Origin of the sequence: Rhizobium halophilum, from assembly GCF_021648825.1 — a bacterium.
Lineage (GTDB): Bacteria > Pseudomonadota > Alphaproteobacteria > Rhizobiales > Rhizobiaceae > Neorhizobium > Neorhizobium halophilum.
Genome location: NZ_JAKJHS010000008.1, coordinates 1 through 20,535 on the forward strand (window position 1 = coordinate 1; position 20,535 = coordinate 20,535).

Consider the following 20,535-nt stretch of genomic DNA (forward strand, 5'->3'; position numbering starts at 1 on the left):
CGCCAGCAGCGCCGCCGCCCTCGTTGGTGAGCGGTTTATAAGCCCACACACCAAAACAAGTCAACGGGGTTTTTCAAGAATCCCGATTTTTGCGGGTAAGGTGCTGTTTTTATGAGGTAATATCGAGCGGAGCGTTGGAGCGGACTGACAAACACCCCCGCGGAGAGGTTTCGCCGAGACGCGGTTCTCCGCGCGGCGGCCCTGCAACTCCGCTCAGCTTGTCTTCGCGCAGCTCAGCATGTCATAGGAACATATGGATCCAGCAAAAGGTGCACCGTGCGCGTCCTGTCCGAAGCCCATATTCCTGAACTTCCCAATTACTATAGAGGCAAGGTTCGCGACAATTATGATCTGCCCGACGGTAGGCGGATCATCATTGCCACCGATCGGCTGAGCGCCTTCGACCGCATCCTTACCTGCATTCCCGATAAGGGGCACGTGCTGACCCAAACGGCGCGTTACTGGTTCGAGGCAACGAGCGACATCTGCCGTAATCATGTCCTCGCCTATCCCGATCCGAACGTGGTGATCGGGACCCGGCTCGACATCCTGCCCGTCGAGATCGTCGTGCGCGGCTATCTCGCCGGCACGACGGGCACGTCGCTGCTCACACTTTATAAGCAGGGGCAGAGATCCATGTACGGGCTTCGTCTGCCCGAGGGGATGCGCGACAACGAGATCCTACCAGAACCGGTCATCACGCCGACCAGCAAGGCCTTCGATGGCGGCCATGACGAGCCGCTGACGCCGAAGAGCGTGGTTGAGCACCGCTTGCTCGGCGAGGCGCAGTGGGAAGAAGTCTCGCACTACGCCCTTTCGCTCTTCAAGCGAGGTCAGGAGATGGCTGGGGAGAAGGGCCTTATCCTCGTCGACACGAAGTACGAGTTCGGCGTCGACGCCGACGGGCAGATCGTACTTGCAGACGAGATCCACACACCCGACAGCAGCCGCTACTGGATGGCCGACAGCTATCAGGAAAGCTTCGAACGTGGTGACCGGCCCGTGAGCTTCGACAAGGACTTCGTGCGGTCCTGGGTTTCAGAAAGATGTGACCCCTACAGTGACGAAATCCCGGAGATCCCCGCGACCTTGGTGGAAGCAACCGCTGACATCTATCGGGGCGCCTACGAGAAGATCACCGGCGCAACATTCCGCCCGGACCCCGCCGGCGCCACCGTCCTTGACCGTGTCCGGAAAAATCTCGCGCCCTATTTCACCAAAGGCTGACCAAAACGAGGTGCCGAAGGAAGACTACTGTGCGCAGGACGAGACGAAAGGCAGAAGAGACCCGGCAAGACATTCTTTCGACGGCGGAAGACCTCTTTCGCGAGAAAGGCATCGACCGCTGCTCCATTGCCGATATCGCCAATGCGTTGCATATGTCGCCGGCGAACGTCTTCAAGCATTTTGGGTCGAAGACGCAGCTTGCCGACGCGATTTGCGACCGGCACATCCACCGGATGATTGACCGGTTCGCGCTCCTGAATGATCCCGCGCCCGCGCCCGAGAAGCTTGGCATCGTGGTTCGCCGACTGATGGAGGCGCACCTGAGCGACATCCGGGAGAACCCCTATCTCTTCGAAATGATTCTGCTGATGTCGGATGCCGATCTTCCAAGCGGCCGGCGCTATAAGCAGCTTATCGATACGCTCTTCTGTGAGGTCATCAAGGAGGGGGTCGAGGCCGGCATCTATCAATGCAGCGATCCGGATGGGCTCGCTCCGACCGTCGCAGCGGCGTTCTCGGGCGTTCTGCATCCGGTCTTCTTGATCAAAACAGATCCTGCCGCTCTGCAAGAGAGATGCGAGGGACTGATCCAACTTATCGGTGCAGCCTTGCAAAACCCGCTTGCTAGGTGACGATTTTTAATTTACGTCACTTCTATGCGAATGGCACCGTCCCGTCGATGGTGCCTCCTGCTTTCCTTCAAAGGCCCGGAACAATGTCCGCCGGTCCGCATCGCCGTTCGGACCGGCAACCCGCATCTAGTTGATTGCCTCTTTGGATGATGTCATGAACGCACGTAAAGTTTGCCTGCCGCTCCTGTTTTCGTTGGCGCTGGCGTCCTGCAGCGACTCCGGGGACGGCGCAGCACCCTCCGGCCAGGCGCAGGAACGCCCGCCGAGCCCTGTCAGTGTCGTGCTCATGAAGGAAGGGCAGTATCCGATCACGCGGATCCTACCGGGACGCGCAACAGCTTTCCGAACCTCCGAGATCAGGCCCCGCGTCACCGGGGCCATCCGCGAGATTGCGTTCAAGGAAGGCAGCGAGGTCAAGCAGGGCAGCCTGCTCTTCCAGATCGAGGACGACACCTATGAAGCGGCTGTGGCTGAAGCACGCGCCAATGTGGCCAAAGCTGAGGCGAGCATACCAAGTGCAGAAGCCAATCTCGCCCGCTATGAACGGCTCGTCAACAGCGGCGCCACGCAGATCGAGTACGAGAACGCCCGTGTGACGCTCCTTCAGGCTGAGGCAGAAGTCGCCCAGGCGAAGGCTGCCCTGCAGACGGCCGAGATCAATCTGGACTTAACAAAGATCCGCGCGCCGTTCGATGGCGTCACCAGTCTCTCCAACGTCGCCGTCGGCAACATCGTCACGGCCAACCAGCCGGAGGCGCTGACCACGCTGCGACAGCTGGACCCCATGTACATCGACCTGACGGAATCGAGCACTAACCTGCTGGAGTTGCGCTCGGCCATGGCATCGGGGCGCCTGAGTGGCGATCCCCGCAATGCCGACATCAGGCTTACCTTGGAGGACGGCACGGCGTACCCACAGACGGGTAAGCTTGACATGGCGGAAATGGCCGTCAGCGAGAGCACGGGCACATACCAGATCCGAGCCTTGTTCGACAATCCGGACGACGTGATCCTGCCAGGCATGTATGTGCGGGCGACGGTGATCCTGGGAGAGGAAACGGGTTATCTCATCCCGCAACGTGCAGCCAGCCGCAATGCCCGCGGCGAGCTTTCGGCAAAGTTCGTCAACGCAGACAATCAGGTCGAGACGCGGATCTTCCCCACAAGCCATGTCTCCGGAAACAACTGGCTTGTTTCCGAGGGCGTGGCCGAGGGAGACCGTTTGATCGTCGATGGCTTCCAGTGGATTGGCGACGGTGCGACTGTGGCGCCGGTGGAATCGACCGTCGACGAGAGTGGACTTGTCGTGCAGGCACAACCTGAAGCTTCCGACGAAACTGCACCGACGCAGTAGACGACCCGTCACTGTCAGCAAGCAAATAAAGTACCGCAGGAAATTTGCAAATGGCGAAGTTCTTCATTCGGCGCCCGGTGTTCGCCTGGGTCATCGCGATCGTCATCATGCTGGGCGGTGCCCTTGCGATCACGACGCTGTCGATCTCGCAGTATCCCGACATTGCGCCCACGACGGTACGGATCGCGGCCGCCTACAATGGTGCCAGCGCTGAGACCGTGGAAAAGTCGGTGACGAGCATCATCGAAGACGGCATGACCGGTCTCGACGATCTCACCTACATGACGTCGGCCTCCAGCACCGGTAGTGCATCGGTGACCTTGACCTTCGGCAACAGCGTCGATCCCGAGATTGCGCAGGTTCAGGTTCAGAACAAGCTGCAGCTTGTCCAGTCGCAGCTCCCGGACGTGGTCCAGCAGGCTGGCATCTCCGTCACTCGGTCAACCTCAAGCATCCTTATGGTTGGTGCGCTGGTGTCGACGGACAACAAGCGTACGTCCGTCGACCTCGGAGACGTGTTCACCACCAGCATCGAGGACCAGATCAAACGGCTGGAAGGCGTCGGAAGCATCGACATATTCGGGACCGGCTACGCCATGCGGATTTGGCTCGACCCTCTGAAGCTCCAGAAATACCAGCTGACGCCAAGCGACATTACCGGAGCAATCCAGACGCAGAACACCCAGGTTTCCGTCGGCTCGCTGGGTGGCCAGCCGGTGATGGCAGGTCAGCAACTGACGGTCACGATGACGGCGCAGAGCCAGCTCAGGACAGTCGGCGACTTCGAAGCAGTCATCCTGAAGGTCGAGCCGGATGGCGCGACGGTCCGGCTGAGTGATGTGGCAGAAGTAGAGATTGGCCAGGAGAGCTACGGCATGAGCTCCCGCCAAAACAGCCTCCCCTCCACCGGCTTTGCCGTAAACCTGGCAACCGGCGCGAACGCGCTCGATACGGCGGCGCGCGTGAAGGCAGCACTCGGCGAACTCGGCCCGACGCTTCCGGAAGGCGTTGAAATCACCTACCCCTATGACACCACACCCTTCGTCCAGCTTTCCATCGAGAAGGTGGTACACACGCTGATCGAGGCGATCATCCTCGTGTTCGTGGTCCTTCTCATCTTCTTGCAGAACCTCCGGGCAACCCTCATTCCGATGATCGCGGTTCCGGTGGTTCTGCTTGGGACCTTCGGCATCTTGGCCTTGAGCGGGTATTCCATCAACACGTTGACGATGTTTGCCATGGTGCTGGCGATCGGCCTGCTGGTTGACGATGCCATCGTCGTGGTCGAGAACGTGGAACGGATCATGGACCAGGAGGGGTTGTCGCCTCTGGAAGCCACAGAGAAGTCGATGGACGAGATCACGGGCGCGATCATCGGCATTGCGCTTGTACTGACCGCTGTCTTCATTCCCATGGCCTTTTTCGGCGGCTCAACCGGTATCATCTACCGCCAGTTCTCGATCACCATCGTTTCGGCGATGCTGTTGTCTGCTCTGGTCGCGATCGTGCTTACACCCGCCCTTTGTGCGACCATGCTGAAGCCGATCGATCACCACAAGAAGGGACGCGGGATTGGCGCCTGGTTTAACCGGGGATTCGACCGTACCACTGGCGGCTACGTTGGCTCGGTAGGCTATCTCCTGAAACGTCCGTTCCGGGTCATGCTGATGTTCGTAGTGGTCGTGTCCGGTTGCGCGTGGCTGTTTACGCGCCTACCAAGCTCCTTCCTTCCGCAGGAAGATCAGGGTGTGTTGCTGACCATCGTCCAGACTCCTGCCGGTTCGACGACGGCGCGCACGGACGCGGTGGTGAAGCAGGTGGAATCCTACTTCATGGAGCAGGAGAAGGAGAACGTGGAGACCGTGTTCGGGGTCCTGGGGTTCAGCTTCGGCGGCTCCGGACAGAACAACGCCATCGTCTTCACCAAGCTGAAGGACTTCGAGGAACGTACCGGCCCCGGCCAGTCGGCGGCCGAAATCGTCGAGCGTGCCGGCGGCTATTTCTTTACGTTGCGGGATGCTCAAGTCTTCCCCCTGTTGCCGCCAGCAATTCAAGGCCTTGGAACATCCAGCGGCTTTTCCATGTATCTCGTTGACAGTGGCGGCAATGGTAACGATGCCCTGACGGCGGCCTCGCAGCAGTTGATTGCGGCTGCATCAAGCAACCCCAACATCAGTTCCTTGCGCAGCAACAGCCAGCGGGCGGAGACGCAGCTCAAGATCCAACTCGACCAGGAGAAACTTGGGGCGATGGGTGTCGACCTTGCCTCGGTGAACACCATGTTGGCGACGATCTTTGCGGGCCGCGATGTCAACGACTTCACACTCAACAACGAGTTGAAGCCCGTCTACGTCCAGGGCGATGCAGAGTACCGCATGCAGCCGGACGACCTGAACTTTTGGTACGCCCGCAATGGAGAAGGCGAGATGTTACCCTTCTCCGCCTTCAGCCGTGTCCAATGGGAAAGCGGAACGCCGCAACTGGCGCGCTTCAACGGAACGAGCGCTATTTCTCTGGAAGGCGCGGCCGGTCCTGGCGTCAGCACCGGGGAGGCGATGTCCGAAATGGAGCGCCTGACCGCAGAGCTTCCCGGTGGATACTCCGTCGCCTGGCAGGGCATCTCCTATCAGGAGCGGCTTTCAGGGTCTCAAGCCCCCGCGCTTTACGCCTTGTCCGTCCTGATCGTTTTTCTCTGCCTTGCCGCACTCTATGAGAGCTGGTCAATACCTTTTTCAGTTGTTCTTGCAGTACCGGTGGGCGTGCTCGGAGCCTTGGCTGCCGCCCAATTTTTCGGTCAATCGAACGACGTGTACTTCAAGGTCGGCCTGCTCACCACGATCGGCCTTGCGGCGAAGAATGCGATCCTGATCGTCGAGTTTGCCAAGGATCGAGTGGAGCAAGGCAAAGGTGTCATAGAGGCCACTCTCGAAGCGGCCCGCTTGCGTCTGCGCCCGATCGTCATGACGTCGCTCGCCTTCATCCTCGGCGTTGTGCCGCTGGCGATTGCAACGGGCGCTGGATCGGCGGCGCAAAACGCCATCGGCATTGGAGTGCTCGGAGGTATGCTTTCTGCAACACTGCTTGGAATATTCTTTGTCCCTTCCTTCTTTGTTGTCGTCAGGCGGTTATCAAACCGTGAAAAACGAGAGAAGACAGGGTGACATCTACAGCAAGATCATTAGCGTGACGCCACCGCGACGCGCGCTGATTCACGCATCGATTCGCGACAGGCAACGACATTCTTGCACGTTTTCTTTTGGGCATTCGGGACGAAATCATGAGATACAAACTAGCATCGGCTCCTCTCGTCATGCTTCTATTGTCCGGCTGTGTCGTTGGCCCCGACCATTCGGCGCCCGCGATCGCATTGCCGGCGAACTTCGCTGAAGGCCCGGCTGCCAGTAATGGGGAAGTCACTACGGCTCCTTGGTGGATCGCATTCAACGACAGCCGCTTGAATAGTTATGTTCAGCAAGGACTTTCGCAGAACCTTGATGTCCTGCAGGCACTTGAGCGGATCAATCAGGCAGAGGCCAATGTCGTGGAGGCTGGCGCCGGTGCCCTGCCCTCGCTCGATCTTGGGGCGCAGGCAAGACGAAGTGGTGCGAGAGAGCTTGGCGGCACGCCGAGCGCCGCCGCAACCGCCTCCCAGACCTCCGTTTCTGGCGGCCCCACTGCATCATGGTTTCTCGATCTCTTCGGGCTCTATCGTCGTTCAAAAGAAGCTGCGCTCGCGAGTCTCGACGCCGCCTATGCTGCAGTAGATATCTCGCGCCTGTCCCTGCTGCAGGCAGTGGTTTCTGCCTATATCGATGTTCGCTACTACCAGCAGCGGATTGCGCTTGCCCGGCAGAACTTGGATTCTCGCCGTGAAACGCTTGAGCTGACGCGCCTCCAGCTCGAAGCAGGTGCAGCGTCCAGGCTCGATGTGGTGCAGGCAGAAGGGCTAGTCAACTCAACCATTGCCGAAATTCCTGCCCTCGAAACTGCCTTCCGGGGCGCAGCTCATCGCGTTGCCACCCTTCTGGGGCTGCCGGCATCCTCTCTTATTCCTGAACTTCAGAAGGGAGCTCCTCAGCCGGTCGCGCGATTCAACGTCAAGGCGGGCATTCCCGCCGACTTGATCCGCAATCGTCCTGACATTCGCGCCGCAGAGCGCCAACTGGCAGCAGCAGTAGCACAAATTGGCGTTGCAGAAGCTCAGCTTTACCCTGCGATAACTCTAGGCGGCTCGATTACGCCGTCCTACACGCGAGTGGGTGGGGGCTCCGAAAGCGGGCTTCTATCATGGTCGTTCGGCCCGTCGATATCGCTGCCGATTTTCGACGGCGGAGCGCTCAAAGCACGCGTGTCAGCCGCAGAATCCGCCGCACGGGAAGCTTATCTTGACTGGAAGCAGACGGTTCTCAACGCAGTGGAGGAAACTGAAAACGCCCTCGCCGCCGTTGCTCGCGATGCACGTACGGTCAATGCGCTCCGCGATACCGTTCGGTCCTATGAGGAAGCCCTCGATCTTGCGACCGCCAGCTACCGTGACGGTGCCTCCTCGCTTCTCGATGTTCTCGACGCGCAGAGACAGGTTTCCACAGCTCAGACGAACCTCGCACAGGCAGTCCAGCAAGCAGCCCAAGACTTCGTGTCGCTCAACGTTGCGATCGGAGGAGGCTATGGCTACGGTCAAGGCCTCACGCGGGTTGCATCCGTCGCTGCGATGCCGATCAAGTAGCAAAGATCAAGAGCATAAAAAACCTCCGGAGCGGCGCTTCGGAGGTTTCTCTTTTTCTGAGGAGTGACTGGGGATCAGTCCTTGGCGCGCTCGACGTAGGAATTATCCTCTGTCGCGATAACGACGCGTGTCCCTGCGTTAATGTGCGGCGGAACCATGGTGCGCAGCCCGTTCGAAAGCATCGCCGGCTTGTATGAGGACGACGCCGTCTGTCCCTTGACCACTGGTTCGGTCTCGGTGATTTCAAGTGTCACATGCCTTGGCAATTGCACGGCAAGAGGCACCCCCTCATGAATGGACAGGATGCATGTCATGCCTTCCTGGAGGTAGGCTTTCTGGTCCCCCATAGTCTCCGCGTCGACCACGACTTGATCGTAGTTCTCCGGGTTCATGTAGTGGAAGCCTTCTCCATCCTCGTAAAGATACTGGAAGTTGACATCTTCAACGAAGGCGCGCTCGACCTGCTCAGTGGTACGCCAGCGCTCCGACACCTTCACGCCGTCGACGATGCGGCGCATGTCTACCTGGGTAACAGGTGTACCTTTGCCGGGATGGAAATTTTGCGCCGTCAGAACCACGTACAGCTTTCCTTCCACTTCAAGCACATTGCCCTTTCGGACGGAGGAGGCGATGACCTTGACCATGAATATTCCCTTATACCTACCGGCTTGTCTCCACCGGTGATGCGTCGTAGAGGAACGGCATACCGATCCGCGCGACCAATGAACGCTTTCCCGGCGCACCTAGCGTAAAAAACTTAAAATAGGAAGCCTCGCGGAAGAAAAGCGGTTGCAGAAAGCTGACCAGGACCTTCCATGCCAAATGCCGCTTCCACAACCAAGCCTTCCCCTTGGTGGCACCCCAAAGTCCACGCAGACAGGCGGCCACTCCTGCTGGCACGCAACCGTCTCCAAGCAGCCGTGCGCAATCGCTTCGCGGCGCTCGACTTTGTGGAGGTTGACCCTGCGGCCCTCCAAGTCTCCCCTGGAAACGAGACACACCTTCACGCCTTCGTAACGGAAGCGCTCACGACGGACGGTCAGCCGAGCCCACTATACCTGCACACGTCCCCGGAGTTTGCCTGCAAGAAGCTCCTGGCGGCAGGCGAGGTTCGAATTTTCTCCTTCGCCCACGTCTTCCGCAACCGCGAGCGCGGGCCGCTCCACCACCCCGAATTCTCGATGCTCGAATGGTATCGCGTCGACGAAAACTATACGACCCTGATGAGTGACTGCGAAGAGCTTTTGAAGATCGCCGCAGAAACCTGTGGGGCCATGAGGTTCTGCTACCGGGGGATCGAAATGGATCCTTTAGCCAAGCCAGAACGGCTCACTGTCGCGGAAGCATTCGATCGTTTTGCGGGGATTAACCTGCTCGCCACTGTTTCGGCGGACGGCATGACAGATCGCGATAGATTGGCCCAAGCACTACAGTGCGCGGGAATCCGCTTTGCTGACGATGATACGTGGTCCGACCTTTACAGCCGGGTGCTGGTCGAAAAAGTTGAGCCCAATCTCGGCGCCGAAAGAGCGACGATACTCTACGAATACCCGATATCTGAAGCAGCACTTGCTCGCCCCTCCCCCGACGACCCTCGCGTTGCAGAAAGGTTCGAGCTCTATGGGTGCGGCGTAGAGCTCGCGAACGCCTTCGGCGAACTGACGGACGCGGAAGAACAGCGCCGCCGCTTCGATCTCGAGATGGCCGAGAAGGAACGAATCTACGGGCAAAGCTATCCGATCGACGAGGATTTTCTGCAGGCCGTGGAGAACATGCCCGCGGCGAGTGGCGCCGCACTTGGCTTCGACCGACTGGTGATGCTGGCGACAGGCGCCCGGCGCATCGAACAGGTAATCTGGACTCCAGTTCCGGAGACAAGGTGATGGCTGTGGAGCGCGCCCTCAAGAGCGCAGACGAACTGGCCGCGGAAGGCCTGCTATTCGGCGAGGAGATACCTGGAGCTCGCGCCGTCGCCGAACGGTATGCCATAGGGGTAACGCCAACAATGGCCGCGCTCATTGACCGTGCGGATCCGCAGGACCCGATCGCGCGACAGTTTCTACCCTCTGGCTTAGAACTGGTAACAACAGCGGATGAGAGACCGGATCCGATAGGCGATGCCGCACACACGCCGGTGAAAGGGATCGTCCATCGCTACCCGGACCGGGTTCTTCTGAAGGCGGTCCACGTTTGCCCTGTTTACTGCCGGTTCTGCTTTCGACGTGAGATGGTCGGACCTCAGGGCGATGGAACGCTTTCTGCCGATGAGCTCGAGGCTGCGCTTGATTACATCCGAAAAACCCCGAGCATATGGGAGGTCATTCTCACGGGGGGTGATCCACTTGTCCTTTCTCCCCGCCGCCTCACGCAGATCATGCTTGAACTCGCGCAGATCGCGCATGTGAAGATCGTGCGGCTACACAGTAGGGTACCCGTCGTCGATCCTCAGGCCATCAACGAGGAACTCGTGGCGGCGCTGAAGGCGGGCGGCCAGGGCGTCTACCTAGCACTGCATGCCAATCACCCGCGTGAGATCACGGAAGAGGCGCGATCGGCCTGTGCGCGATTGGTCGATGCGGGCATCGTCATGGTGAGCCAGACGGTCTTGCTGCGCGGCGTCAACGACGATCCGGACATTCTTGCCGAGCTCATGAAGGCCTTCGTCGAGATCCGCGTCAAACCCTACTATCTCCATCACCCAGACCTGGCGCCCGGCACCAGCCACTTTCGACTGGGAATTGGTGAGGGGCAACGCATCGTATCGGCGTTGCGGGGGCGAATCTCCGGGCTGTGTCAGCCCACCTATGTCCTCGACATTCCAGGGGGGCACGGCAAGGCTGTCCTGACTGAAGGGGCAGCACGCAGGGGAGACAACAGCTACTTCGTCAGCGACTTTCGGGGGAGGGAGCATCCCTATGGCGGGCCGGACGATATCTGATCATCCGCGTATACCACTGGAGATGCCACATGTGTTCCAATGGCGCAGGAGGATCCTTAAGCTGTTCATGCCGCAGGGCTGGGCGCTCAAAAAACTGCAGACGGCGCGATAAGAACGGCCACGTCTTCTTAAACCTATCAATAGTTGGCCCAATGGCCTCACCCAAGGCTCCGCCAAGGTAATCTATCCTGACGAACGGAGCTTCGACTATGGCGGGAACATTGGACGATCCATACAAAAGCAGACAAGCGGTCTTCGGCACCTGCTTCACGTAAACACCTCAACCTGTAGCGGAGAGCACGCGCGATGATGAGCTATGTCCTGACAGTAACTTGCGACTCCACGCGCGGTGTTGTTGCAGCCATATCAGGTTATCTGGCTGACAGAGGCTGCAATATCATCGACTCGTCCCAGTTCGATGACCTCGACACCGGCAAATTTTTCATGCGGATCTCCTTCCTGTCGGAAGAAGGCGTCAAGCGTCCACAGCTTGTAGAAGGCTTCACACCGGTCGCAGAGCGGTTCGGGATGGAGTGGGAAATCTATGACGCAGCGGAGCGGATGAAGGTCCTATTGATGGTCTCACGCTTCGGTCACTGCCTGAACGACCTGCTCTATCGATGGAAGATCGGAGCCCTGCCGATCGACATCGTCGGCGTCGTCTCTAACCACTTCGATTACCAGAAGGTCGTGGTGAACCACGATATCCCGTTCCACCACATCAAGGTGACTCCCGAAAACAAACCGCATGCGGAAGCGCAGTTGATGGAACTGGTCGAACAGACCGGCACGGAGCTGATCGTGCTGGCGCGCTACATGCAGGTCTTGTCGGATCAATTGTGCAGGGCGATGTCGGGTAAGATCATTAACATCCACCACTCATTTCTGCCGAGTTTCAAGGGCGCCAACCCCTACAAGCAGGCTTACCAGCGTGGTGTGAAGCTTATCGGAGCCACGGCGCATTACGTGACGGCGGACTTGGACGAAGGCCCGATCGTTGAGCAGGACACGGTACGCATCACGCATGCCCAGAGCCCGGACGACTACGTGTCACTGGGGCGCGACGTCGAAAGCCAGGTGCTCGCACGCGCGATCCACGCCCACATCCACCGCCGCGTATTCCTCAACGGTAACCGCACGATCGTGTTTCCCCCTAGCCCAGGCAGCTACGCCTCCGAAAGAATGGGTTGAGACGGCAGGTGGGGGTGACTGTACCAGAGTGCACCCTCCAAGGCTGCGTTGCCGGGATGCCCCACTGGAATGGCCTGCAACGAGGTGAAGGCTGCTGCCATTCGTTCAGTAGCTGTGATCGTCAAGGCAGGCCCAGTGAGCCTCACGCGCAGTCAACTAGAGTGAAATGAAATTTCACAGTTGCGCCTTGATTCCGTCATCTCCCAGAAAAATATCCCGTTCATCATCATTCTCATTGCAGGTTCTTCCAACGCCCATTAGAGTCTCACCGAACATGTGCAATGAGTCATGTACTGGAAGCGCAACCAACCGAGGAGAGTGACATGTTTAATATGACGCGCGTCGCCGCCCTTGGGCAGCTGGCGTCCAATAATGAGATCGCCGCCAAGGCGCTCGTCCCTCGCTGTCGAATGTGACTTCGGTCCAAAATCCCGAGATCTTCATTTGCAGCGCCGACTCAGGGAGTCGGAGGGAGCAGATCTATGCAAAAACAAGTAATAGAATATCGTGGTGAGCCGGTCGGCATCGTTGTCCCTGACGCGGATCGCCTCAAGTTTATCGCAGTAAAGTTTCACGTCATTGATCTTGATGAGAAACTCTTCACCTCAGCGGATGAGGTCCACCTGGCAATCCGCGACCTGGTGAATAGCCAGCCGGGCGAGAGCGCTCGTACCTGATCCCACGAGGTAACGACGGGCGGCGCTGCATCAGAAGGCGGTGAATGTCATTGTTGTCAACGAGCGCTCTATCCCCGGAATGCTGGCGATCTTTTCGTTGACGAACCGCCCGATTTCCTCACCCTCTTTGAGGTAGATCTTAAGCAGGAGGTCCCAGTCCCCGCTGGTGGAGTAAAGCTCAGACACCAGTTCCGTTTGATAGATCGCGTCAGCGACCTCATAGGTTTTCCCTGGAGTGCATCTAAGCTGCACGAATATCGGCTTCATGGGGCTATCCTGTCTGAGCGGCTGGGCGCTCGTGGGTGTCGCCAACTATTGGCTGATGCGCACAGCGATCGCAAGCCCACCGATTGGCGCCCGCGCTCACGTTCATGAGCTTGGATCGGTGTAGCATTCCGCCACCGAATGCGCTGTTGAGAATCTGTCGATGTCGCTGAATGCCCCCTCTCGATAAAGTTGCCGCATTCTCGTCGGAACAATACAATGCTGAATGACCCGCGCTCCCACGGCTTGTGGGAAAAAACCGCTCCGCCAGCTCCACAAACCACCTCCCTTTCGGGGGCCATTTCTGCAGACGTAGTGATCATCGGCGGCGGCTATACCGGCCTCTCGGCCGCCCTTCATCTTGCCCAGGCGGGCATCGACGTGGTCCTGCTTGAAGCACAGGAGTTTGGGTTCGGCGGGGCGGGACGAAACGTCGGCCTCATCAATGCAGGCATGTGGGTCATGCCTGATGACCTTCCGAAGGAACTGGGCCCCCGCTACGGCGAGCGCCTCCTCGACTTGCTAAGCAAAGGGCCTTCTTTGGTCCGGGACATCATTGAAAATCACGCGATCGCCTGCGAGTTGGAAAAAAACGGTACGCTGCATTGTGCGGTGGGCGACGCAGGCCTGCGTGAGCTTGAAGAAAGAGCAAGGCAGTGGCAGACGCGCGGGGCGCAGGTCGAGATGCTCACTGCAGCCGAAACAGCGCGTCGTGTGGGGTCGGAGACATACGCCGGATCGCTTCTCGATATGCGTGCCGGCACCTTGCAGCCCCTCGCTTATGCCCGCGGCCTCGCCCATGCCGCTATAAGAGCAGGCGCAAGTGTCTACACGAGAAGTGCTGTTCTGTCTCACGAGCAACGCGCAGGCCGCCAGTTGGTCAAGACGTCGAGCGGCGAGGTTTCCGCTGACTGGGTTATCGTTGCCACAGACGCCTATAGCACTGGCCCGTGGGAGGTCCTGCGCAAGGAGCAGGTGCGGCTTCCCTACTTCAACCTTGCCACCGCGCCCCTCAGCAGCGAACACTTGAAGTCGATCCTCCCGGGTCGACAAGGCTGCTGGGATACCAGGGAAATCCTTTCCTCGTTCAGGATGGATCGGGCCGGTCGCCTCGTCGTCGGAAGCGTTGGTGCCCTGAGAGGGACAGGAACGGCCATTCATAGGGCTTGGGCTCGGCGTACTCTCCGGCGCATCTTCCCGCAACTTGGCGCGATCGAGTTTGAGGCGGAGTGGTACGGCCAGATTGGAATGACCGACAACGCGCTGCCGCGTCTTCACAAGTTTGCGCCAAACGTCATCAGTTTCTGCGGGTATAATGGGCGCGGTATCGCCCCCGGCACCACCTTTGGGAAGGTGCTTGCCGAGCATATCCTTGGGCGACTGGGCGAGGAGGACCTCCCCTTGCCCATCACTGCCCCTAAGCTGCCGACGCTGCGCCCACTGAAGGAAGTTTATTACGAGGCCGGCGCGCAGGTTGCCCATCTCGCCGGCGAGCGCTTCTGATTGCGAAGCGGCTGCCTATTTGTACATTGACACGAACAGTTGACACCGGAAGGACCGACATGACGCTTGCCAATCTTGACCTCGCCGCAGAGGCAAAGAAAATCCTGACAGAGCTCGGCGTAAAAGCGGAGAGCTACACCGGCGGCACGCTAGAGGTTCGTTCTCCCGTCACGGGCGCCGTAATTGGGAGGCTTCCGGAGCATTCTGTTGGCGCCGCCGCGAAGGCGATCGATGTGGCCCATGCCGCCTTTCTGGAATGGCGCCTTGTACCGGCGCCCAAACGCGGCGAACTAGTCCGCCTGCTTGGCGAGGAGCTCCGCAAGGCAAAGACGGATCTGGGGCGGCTGGTATCGATCGAGGTCGGAAAGATCACATCTGAGGGTCTGGGCGAAGTCCAGGAGATGATCGACATCTGCGACTTCGCCGTTGGTCTGTCCCGCCAGCTCTATGGCCTGACCATCGCCACCGAGCGTGCTGAGCACCGCATGATGGAAACCTGGCACCCGCTTGGGGCCATCGGCATCATCTCGGCCTTCAACTTCCCGGTCGCCGTCTGGTCATGGAATGCGGCGTTGGCGCTCGTCTGCGGCAATTCCACCGTCTGGAAGCCTTCGGAGAAAACGCCCCTGACGGCGCTGGCGACCCAGGCAATCTTCGAGAAGGCGCTAACTCGCTACATCGAGGAAGGCAACCCGGCGCCTAAGAACCTTTCCACCCTGCTGATCGGTGGGCGGGATATAGGCGAGGTTCTTGTGGATCATGAGAAGGTGCCGCTGGTTTCAGCAACAGGATCTACAGCCATGGGCCGTGCCGTCGGCCCACGTCTGGCACAGCGTTTCGCACGCTCCTTGTTGGAACTCGGCGGCAACAACGCCGCCATCGTTACCCCGTCAGCGGATCTCGACCTGACCCTGCGCGGTGTTGCCTTCGCGGCCATGGGAACTGCCGGCCAGCGCTGCACGACACTGCGCCGCCTCTTCGTCCACGACGGCGTCTATGACACGCTGGTCCCGCGTCTCGCAAAGGCCTACCAGTCGGTGACTGTCGGCAACCCGCTTGAAAACGGCAATCTGGTCGGTCCACTGATCGACAAGGCCGCATTCGACAAGATGCAGGCCTCTCTTGAAGCCGCCAAGACAGCGGGCGGGAAGGTCACCGGTGGTGAACGGGTGGAGCAACAAGGCGCTGACGAAGCTTACTACGTTCGACCGGCGATCGTGGAGATGCCGGAGCAAACGGGCCCCGTGAAGGAGGAGACCTTCGCTCCTATCCTCTACGTGATGAAGTACAGCGACTTCGACGAGGCGCTGCGGCTCCACAACGACGTGCCGCAGGGCCTGTCTTCCTCGATCTTCACCAATGACATGCGCGAAGCGGAGATCTTTGTGTCTGACCGAGGCTCGGACTGCGGCATCGCAAACGTCAACATCGGACCCTCGGGTGCCGAAATTGGGGGCGCCTTCGGGGGCGAGAAGGAAACGGGAGGCGGTCGGGAATCCGGCTCTGACGCCTGGAGGATCTACATGCGCCGTGCAACCAACACGATGAACTACGGCCGCACACTGCCGCTTGCGCAGGGCGTCAAGTTCGACGTCATCTAAGGGATGTCGACGCGGCTTAACCTGTTGACGGATGTCGGTGGCGTGGCGGTTGGCCACGCCACCGACCTTGACCTCGGCTCCGGTGTTACCGCAATTGTTTTCGATGAGCCCCCGGTCGCGTCGGGCACCGTGCTGGGAGGAGCGCCTGGCGGACGCGACACAGCTCTTCTTGACCTCGCAATGACCGTCCAGAGAGTGGACGCCTTCGTGCTGTCCGGCGGCTCGGCCTTCGGTTTGGATGCGGCAGGCGGCGTCCAAACAGGCCTGCGCCAGATCGGACGCGGACTGGAGGTGGGCAAGGCTCGGGTGCCGATCGTGCCGCAGGCAATCCTTTTTGATCTGGTCAGCGGCGGCGACAGGGCGTGGGATCTCCATTCTCCTTATCGCGATCTAGGATATGCGGCCTTCCAGGCTGCTGAGCCAGGTCGATTTGCCCTAGGCTCCGTGGGGGCCGGAACTGGAGCGACAACGGCGACTCTCAAGGGAGGAATAGGATCCGCAAGTGCTTGCACGACGGACGGGCATGTCGTTGCAGCACTCGTGGCAGTAAACGCCATGGGGTCGGCAACCATCGCGGATGGGCCTCACTTCTGGGCAGCGCCATTCGAGCAAGACCAGGAGTTTGGCGGCCTTGGCCTGCCCATCGAATTTGATACCCGGCTGCGCGTAAAGGGAACTAATATCGTCGCAACCACCATTGGCGTCGTCGTCACGGACGCGGAACTCTCCAAAGTGGACGCTCACCGGCTTTCGCTGATGGCACATGACGGGCTAGGGCGCGCTCTACTCCCAGCACATCTGCCTTCAGACGGAGACACCATGTTCGCCGCAGCCACCGGCAGGAAGCCTCTCTCGTCACCAACGCATCTTACGGAGATCTTCCACCTCGCAACCATTGTAACCGCAAGAGCGATCGCGCGCGGCGTCTTCGAGGCCGCTAGTCTTCCGTTCGAAGGAGCACAACACAGCTGGCGCAATCGCTTCGGGGATCTGGTTAGACCGTAAGTTCCCCAAGAGCCTTCACCAGACGCCCCCACTCGTGATCCGCAGGCAGCCCAATACGTAGGTCACGGGGCCTTTCGTCGAATTTGCGGATCAGGACGCCTTGGCGCCCGAGCGTTTCATAGATCAGCCTTGCCTTCTCATGCTGGAGGAAGCGAAAAAGGGAAGTCCCCCCTGCAACGATGATTCCAGCAGAAGCCAACTGAGCATCGAGCCGCTGCGCCTCTTCTGCCAGTCTCTGCCGCATGGAGGATTTCCAATGTTCATCCACCAGGGCCTCAAGCGCGATGTGAAGCGCCGGTCCTGACACCGACCAGGGACCTAGTTGCTCCTCAAGTTTCTTAACGATGTAGGGTGGAGCGATAGCAAAGCCGAGCCTGATGCCTGCCATTCCGAAGAACTTGCCGAAGGAACGCAGCACCACGAGCCCACCACGGTTCACGGCATTGGCTAGGCTTCCCCCCTCGCCCACTTCACCGAAGGCTTCATCGACAACAAGTAAGCCGCCATTGTTACCGAGGTGGGATGCAACCTCGAGCAATTCGGCGCGGCTCACAAGACGCCCCGTCGGATTGTTGGGATTGACAACGACTGCCAGGTCCGACTCCGCGAGTTCGGCAAGTTCCTCCGTTTCCGTGACCTCAAGCCCCGCAAGCTTCGCCGCCCGCGCGTGTTCAGCATAGGTTGGAGAAAGTACTGCCGCTTTGCTGCCGTTGCCGAGGCGAGCGATAAGCGGCAGCAGCAACTGAGTGCCCGGAGCAGCCACAATATGCGCTGGCGATGGCGCTTCGTAGGCGTTTGCCGCAACGAGCTTCAACCGCTCACCCAATTCGACGTCGGGCAGGCTTGAGAAAGCCTTGGCTGGCAAGGCGGAAAATGGATAGGAATGCGGATTGATGCCGGTGGACAAATCGATCCATGGCTCGGGCGCAAGTGGGAAAGCTGCTCGTGCCCGTGCCAGGTTACCGCCGTGCTGAATCTCTTCCTCCGTCTCAGATGCACCAGAACGCATGTATGTTCTTCTCGCTTTCCTTGCCCTGCTAACTGAGCGCCTGTTCGGCTACCCAGATTGGATATACCGCGCAATCGGGCATCCCGTCACCTGGATGGGGCGGCTGATTGCCTGCCTCGACGCACGGTGGAATACGGAGCACTCGGACTTCTCCGCTCGCAAAGCATGGGGCTTGCTCTGCTTGACGACCCTCTTGGGTGCCACCATCACGACGTCCTTCCTGATAGAAGCGGCGCTTCTGAAGCACGGGCTCGGCCTCGTCCCGTTGGTCCTGCTTGCCGCCACCCTGCCCGCTCAAAAAAGCCTCGAGGCTCATGTCGAGGCTGTGGCAGATGCACTGGAGCACGAGGGCCTGGATGCCGGCCGGAAAGCCGTATCCATGATCGTCGGCCGCGATCCGGAGCAGTTGGATGAACCGGCAGTTTGCCGCGCCGCGATCGAGAGCCTAGCCGAGAACTTCTCCGACGGCATTGTGGCGCCAGCTGTCTGGACGGCGGTTGGTGGACTGGCCGGCGGCGCCGCGTATAAGGCAGCGAATACAGCTGATAGCATGATCGGGCACCGCTCGCCGCGCCACGAGGCGTTCGGATGGGCGGCGGCGCGTTTTGACGATCTCATCAACCTGCCCGCCTCTCGCCTGAGCGCCACCCTCTTTGTCCTCGCCGCGTGCCTCCTGCCGCTTGCCTCGCCCCGAAACGCGCTTGCTGCCGTCCGGCGTGACGCGCGGTCCCATCGTTCGCCCAACGCGGGTTGGCCTGAAGCCGCAATGGCGGGCGCACTAGATATCGCACTTGCCGGGCCGCGGAGCTATGGCGGCACGATGATCGAAGCGCCTTTCATGGGAGAAGGCGGAAAGGCCGATCTGTCGGCGTCGGACATCCGCAGGGCACTCAAGCTGGCACGCGTCGCCGACGCACTCCTGATCGCGCTCCTCGGTCTTGCTGCGCTTCTTATCGCGCTAGTTTAAGGAGGGCATCCAGATCAAGGTGTTGCTCGACATGGCCTGCAAGACGGTCGAGTACGGCATCTATTTCCGCATCATAGTTCAATCCCGACGTAGTTCCTCCAAGCCTACCGAGCCAGGCCGTACGCTGTCTATCGTCGGAAAAAAGGCCATGGACATATGTCCCCATCACGCGTCCGCTCATGGAGACCGCACCCTCATGTTTTCCGCTGATGCTCGCGAAGGGCCTAGAACAATCGGGCCCGTTGGTGCGTCCGACATGCATCTCGTAGCCGCGCAACAGTTCGCCATCGAAGCTTCGACCTTCGACCACCTGCAGTCGCTTTTTCCCCTCCAGTTCCGTCTGGACTTCAAGAAGGCCCAGACCGTCCATCGAGCCAGGTTCACCTTCAAGGCCATTCGGGTCGCTTATCCTTCGGCCCAGCATCTGATATCCACCGCAAAGACCGAGGACATGCCCACCGCGACGGGCGTGTGCAAGAATGTCGACGGCAAGGCCGCTCTCCCTAAGTATCCGGAGATCTGCCATCGTCGCCTTCGAGCCCACGAGAAGGACGAGATCGCAATCGGCGGGCAGCACTTCACCCGGCCGCACCCGGATCATGTCCACATCAGGCTCCGCCTCCAGCGGGTCGAGATCGTCGAAATTTGAAATGTGCGGCATCACCGGCACGGCAATGCGCACCTTCGCGCCAATTTTTCGTTCCCGCGGCTGCCCAAGCCCCAGCGCATCCTCGGCCGGTAGGCGGGCGGCATCCTTGAAGAATGGCAGCAGCCCAATCGCCTGCCAGCCGGTGAAAGCCGCCACCTGCCGCATCCCTTCTGAAAACAGCAAGGGGTCTCCGCGGAACCGATTGACGATAAAGCCGCGGATCATCGCAGAATCGGCAGGATCGAGGACCAACTTCGTACCCGCAAGGCTGGCGATGACCCCTCCTCGGTCAATATCACCTATCATGACGACAGGCACATCGGCAGCACGCGCGAAGCCCATGTTAGCAATATCGTGCTGTCGCAGATTGATTTCCGAGGCGCTGCCTGCACCCTCAATCAAAACTAGCTCAGCCTTTGATTTCAGGTGCAAGAAGCTCTCAAGCACCCGAGGCATCAATGTCGGTTTCAGATCCTGGTAATCCGCCGCCTTGGCCGTACACAATACACGTCCCTGCACGACGACCTGTGCGCCGATGTCGCTTTGTGGCTTGAGCAGAACTGGGTTCATGTGCACGCTGAGCGCCACCTTCGCGGCCCTCGCCTGCAATGCCTGCGCCCGCCCGATTTCGCCACCGTCCGCAGTCACTGCCGCGTTATTCGACATATTCTGCGGCTTAAATGGCAGGACACTGAGGCCACGCAGCGTGAAGGCGCGAGCAAGCGCAGCAACAACGAGCGACTTACCAACATCCGAGCCCGTCCCCTGGAACATCAGTGCGCGAGCCGCCAT

17 protein-coding genes are annotated in these 20,535 nt (G+C 59.8%); 13 read left to right on the top strand and 4 right to left on the bottom strand.

Features of this window, described 5'->3' with window-relative positions:
* The first annotated feature begins 276 nt into the window (after positions 1 to 276).
* From LXM96_RS15020 to LXM96_RS15040, 5 genes are all read left to right on the top strand, one after another.
* Positions 277 to 1,227 (top strand): phosphoribosylaminoimidazolesuccinocarboxamide synthase, encoded by a 951-nt coding sequence (locus LXM96_RS15020; RefSeq protein WP_239999370.1) that lies wholly within the window; start codon positions 277 to 279, stop codon positions 1,225 to 1,227.
* A 29-nt stretch (positions 1,228 to 1,256) separates the two neighbouring features.
* On the top strand, positions 1,257 to 1,859 hold the full coding sequence (locus LXM96_RS15025) for a TetR family transcriptional regulator (protein ID WP_239999371.1): 603 nt from the start codon (positions 1,257 to 1,259) through the stop codon (positions 1,857 to 1,859).
* A 154-nt stretch (positions 1,860 to 2,013) separates the two neighbouring features.
* Positions 2,014 to 3,213 (top strand): efflux RND transporter periplasmic adaptor subunit, encoded by a 1,200-nt coding sequence (locus LXM96_RS15030; RefSeq protein ID WP_239999372.1) that lies wholly within the window; start codon positions 2,014 to 2,016, stop codon positions 3,211 to 3,213.
* Between the two features lie 50 nt (positions 3,214 to 3,263).
* Positions 3,264 to 6,374: an efflux RND transporter permease subunit gene (locus LXM96_RS15035; RefSeq protein WP_239999373.1), complete on the top strand. Its 3,111-nt coding sequence runs from the start codon at positions 3,264 to 3,266 to the stop codon at positions 6,372 to 6,374.
* Positions 6,375 to 6,490: 116 nt separating this feature from the next.
* Positions 6,491 to 7,939, top strand: a complete 1,449-nt coding sequence (locus tag LXM96_RS15040) for an efflux transporter outer membrane subunit (protein WP_239999374.1) — start codon at positions 6,491 to 6,493, stop codon at positions 7,937 to 7,939.
* A 74-nt stretch (positions 7,940 to 8,013) separates the two neighbouring features.
* Here LXM96_RS15040 and efp read toward each other — a convergent pair whose 3' ends face one another.
* On the bottom strand, positions 8,014 to 8,583 hold the full coding sequence (gene efp / locus LXM96_RS15045; protein ID WP_239999375.1) for an elongation factor P: 570 nt from the start codon (positions 8,581 to 8,583) through the stop codon (positions 8,014 to 8,016).
* A 171-nt stretch (positions 8,584 to 8,754) separates the two neighbouring features.
* Between efp and epmA the strand changes: the two genes are divergently transcribed.
* The 4 genes from epmA (at position 8,755) to LXM96_RS15065 (ending at position 12,745) form a co-directional block, all read left to right on the top strand.
* The gene (epmA, locus tag LXM96_RS15050) at positions 8,755 to 9,822 is read left to right on the top strand and encodes an EF-P lysine aminoacylase EpmA (protein ID WP_239999376.1); all 1,068 of its coding nucleotides are present in this window, start codon (positions 8,755 to 8,757) and stop codon (positions 9,820 to 9,822) included.
* Complete coding sequence (locus LXM96_RS15055; protein ID WP_239999377.1) at positions 9,822 to 10,877, top strand: lysine-2,3-aminomutase-like protein; 1,056 nt, start codon at positions 9,822 to 9,824, stop codon at positions 10,875 to 10,877. Before epmA ends, LXM96_RS15055 begins: the two co-directional genes overlap by 1 nt.
* A gap of 306 nt (positions 10,878 to 11,183) precedes the next feature.
* Positions 11,184 to 12,068 (top strand): formyltetrahydrofolate deformylase, encoded by an 885-nt coding sequence (gene purU / locus LXM96_RS15060; RefSeq protein ID WP_239999378.1) that lies wholly within the window; start codon positions 11,184 to 11,186, stop codon positions 12,066 to 12,068.
* A gap of 482 nt (positions 12,069 to 12,550) precedes the next feature.
* The gene (locus LXM96_RS15065) at positions 12,551 to 12,745 is read left to right on the top strand and encodes a hypothetical protein (protein ID WP_239999379.1); all 195 of its coding nucleotides are present in this window, start codon (positions 12,551 to 12,553) and stop codon (positions 12,743 to 12,745) included.
* Positions 12,746 to 12,775: 30 nt separating this feature from the next.
* On the opposite strand, the gene LXM96_RS15070 is transcribed toward LXM96_RS15065, so the two are convergent.
* Positions 12,776 to 13,012: an Lrp/AsnC ligand binding domain-containing protein gene (locus LXM96_RS15070; RefSeq protein ID WP_239999380.1), complete on the bottom strand. Its 237-nt coding sequence runs from the start codon at positions 13,010 to 13,012 to the stop codon at positions 12,776 to 12,778.
* A gap of 216 nt (positions 13,013 to 13,228) precedes the next feature.
* On the opposite strand from LXM96_RS15070, the gene LXM96_RS15075 reads away from it, so the two are divergent.
* The 3 genes from LXM96_RS15075 to LXM96_RS15085 are packed head-to-tail and all read left to right on the top strand — an operon-like array spanning position 13,229 to position 17,118.
* Positions 13,229 to 14,512 (top strand): NAD(P)/FAD-dependent oxidoreductase, encoded by a 1,284-nt coding sequence (locus tag LXM96_RS15075; protein WP_239999381.1) that lies wholly within the window; start codon positions 13,229 to 13,231, stop codon positions 14,510 to 14,512.
* Positions 14,513 to 14,571: 59 nt separating this feature from the next.
* Positions 14,572 to 16,113 (top strand): L-piperidine-6-carboxylate dehydrogenase, encoded by a 1,542-nt coding sequence (gene amaB / locus LXM96_RS15080; protein ID WP_239999382.1) that lies wholly within the window; start codon positions 14,572 to 14,574, stop codon positions 16,111 to 16,113.
* A gap of 3 nt (positions 16,114 to 16,116) precedes the next feature.
* The gene (locus LXM96_RS15085; protein WP_239999383.1) at positions 16,117 to 17,118 is read left to right on the top strand and encodes a P1 family peptidase; all 1,002 of its coding nucleotides are present in this window, start codon (positions 16,117 to 16,119) and stop codon (positions 17,116 to 17,118) included.
* Here LXM96_RS15085 and cobD read toward each other — a convergent pair.
* Positions 17,108 to 18,127, bottom strand: a complete 1,020-nt coding sequence (gene cobD, locus LXM96_RS15090; protein ID WP_239999384.1) for a threonine-phosphate decarboxylase CobD — start codon at positions 18,125 to 18,127, stop codon at positions 17,108 to 17,110. The genes LXM96_RS15085 and cobD overlap by 11 nt on opposite strands.
* Here cobD and cbiB point away from each other — a divergent pair.
* On the top strand, positions 18,126 to 19,094 hold the full coding sequence (gene cbiB / locus LXM96_RS15095; protein ID WP_239999385.1) for an adenosylcobinamide-phosphate synthase CbiB: 969 nt from the start codon (positions 18,126 to 18,128) through the stop codon (positions 19,092 to 19,094). The genes cobD and cbiB overlap by 2 nt on opposite strands.
* Here cbiB and LXM96_RS15100 read toward each other — a convergent pair.
* Positions 19,078 to 20,535, bottom strand: coding sequence for a cobyric acid synthase (locus LXM96_RS15100; protein WP_239999386.1), 1,458 nt, complete (start codon positions 20,533 to 20,535; stop codon positions 19,078 to 19,080). The genes cbiB and LXM96_RS15100 overlap by 17 nt on opposite strands.

Excerpts from the sequence above, each read along its gene's own strand:
- LXM96_RS15075 (WP_239999381.1), top strand. The coding sequence starts at position 13,229 with ATGCTGAATGACCCGCGCTCCCACGGCTTGTGGGAAAAAACCGCTCCG.
- amaB (WP_239999382.1), top strand. The coding sequence starts at position 14,572 with ATGACGCTTGCCAATCTTGACCTCGCCGCAGAGGCAAAGAAAATCCTG.
- LXM96_RS15055 (WP_239999377.1), top strand. The coding sequence starts at position 9,822 with ATGGCTGTGGAGCGCGCCCTCAAGAGCGCAGACGAACTGGCCGCGGAA.
- LXM96_RS15100 (WP_239999386.1), bottom strand. The coding sequence starts at position 20,535 with ATGGCGGCTCGCGCACTGATGTTCCAGGGGACGGGCTCGGATGTTGGT.
- cbiB (WP_239999385.1), top strand. The coding sequence starts at position 18,126 with ATGTATGTTCTTCTCGCTTTCCTTGCCCTGCTAACTGAGCGCCTGTTC.
- LXM96_RS15085 (WP_239999383.1), top strand. The coding sequence starts at position 16,117 with ATGTCGACGCGGCTTAACCTGTTGACGGATGTCGGTGGCGTGGCGGTT.
- epmA (WP_239999376.1), top strand. The coding sequence starts at position 8,755 with ATGCCAAATGCCGCTTCCACAACCAAGCCTTCCCCTTGGTGGCACCCC.
- purU (WP_239999378.1), top strand. The coding sequence starts at position 11,184 with ATGATGAGCTATGTCCTGACAGTAACTTGCGACTCCACGCGCGGTGTT.
- cobD (WP_239999384.1), bottom strand. The coding sequence starts at position 18,127 with ATGCGTTCTGGTGCATCTGAGACGGAGGAAGAGATTCAGCACGGCGGT.
- efp (WP_239999375.1), bottom strand. The coding sequence starts at position 8,583 with ATGGTCAAGGTCATCGCCTCCTCCGTCCGAAAGGGCAATGTGCTTGAA.
- LXM96_RS15030 (WP_239999372.1), top strand. The coding sequence starts at position 2,014 with ATGAACGCACGTAAAGTTTGCCTGCCGCTCCTGTTTTCGTTGGCGCTG.
- LXM96_RS15040 (WP_239999374.1), top strand. The coding sequence starts at position 6,491 with ATGAGATACAAACTAGCATCGGCTCCTCTCGTCATGCTTCTATTGTCC.
- LXM96_RS15070 (WP_239999380.1), bottom strand. The coding sequence starts at position 13,012 with ATGAAGCCGATATTCGTGCAGCTTAGATGCACTCCAGGGAAAACCTAT.
- LXM96_RS15065 (WP_239999379.1), top strand. The coding sequence starts at position 12,551 with ATGCAAAAACAAGTAATAGAATATCGTGGTGAGCCGGTCGGCATCGTT.
- LXM96_RS15035 (WP_239999373.1), top strand. The coding sequence starts at position 3,264 with ATGGCGAAGTTCTTCATTCGGCGCCCGGTGTTCGCCTGGGTCATCGCG.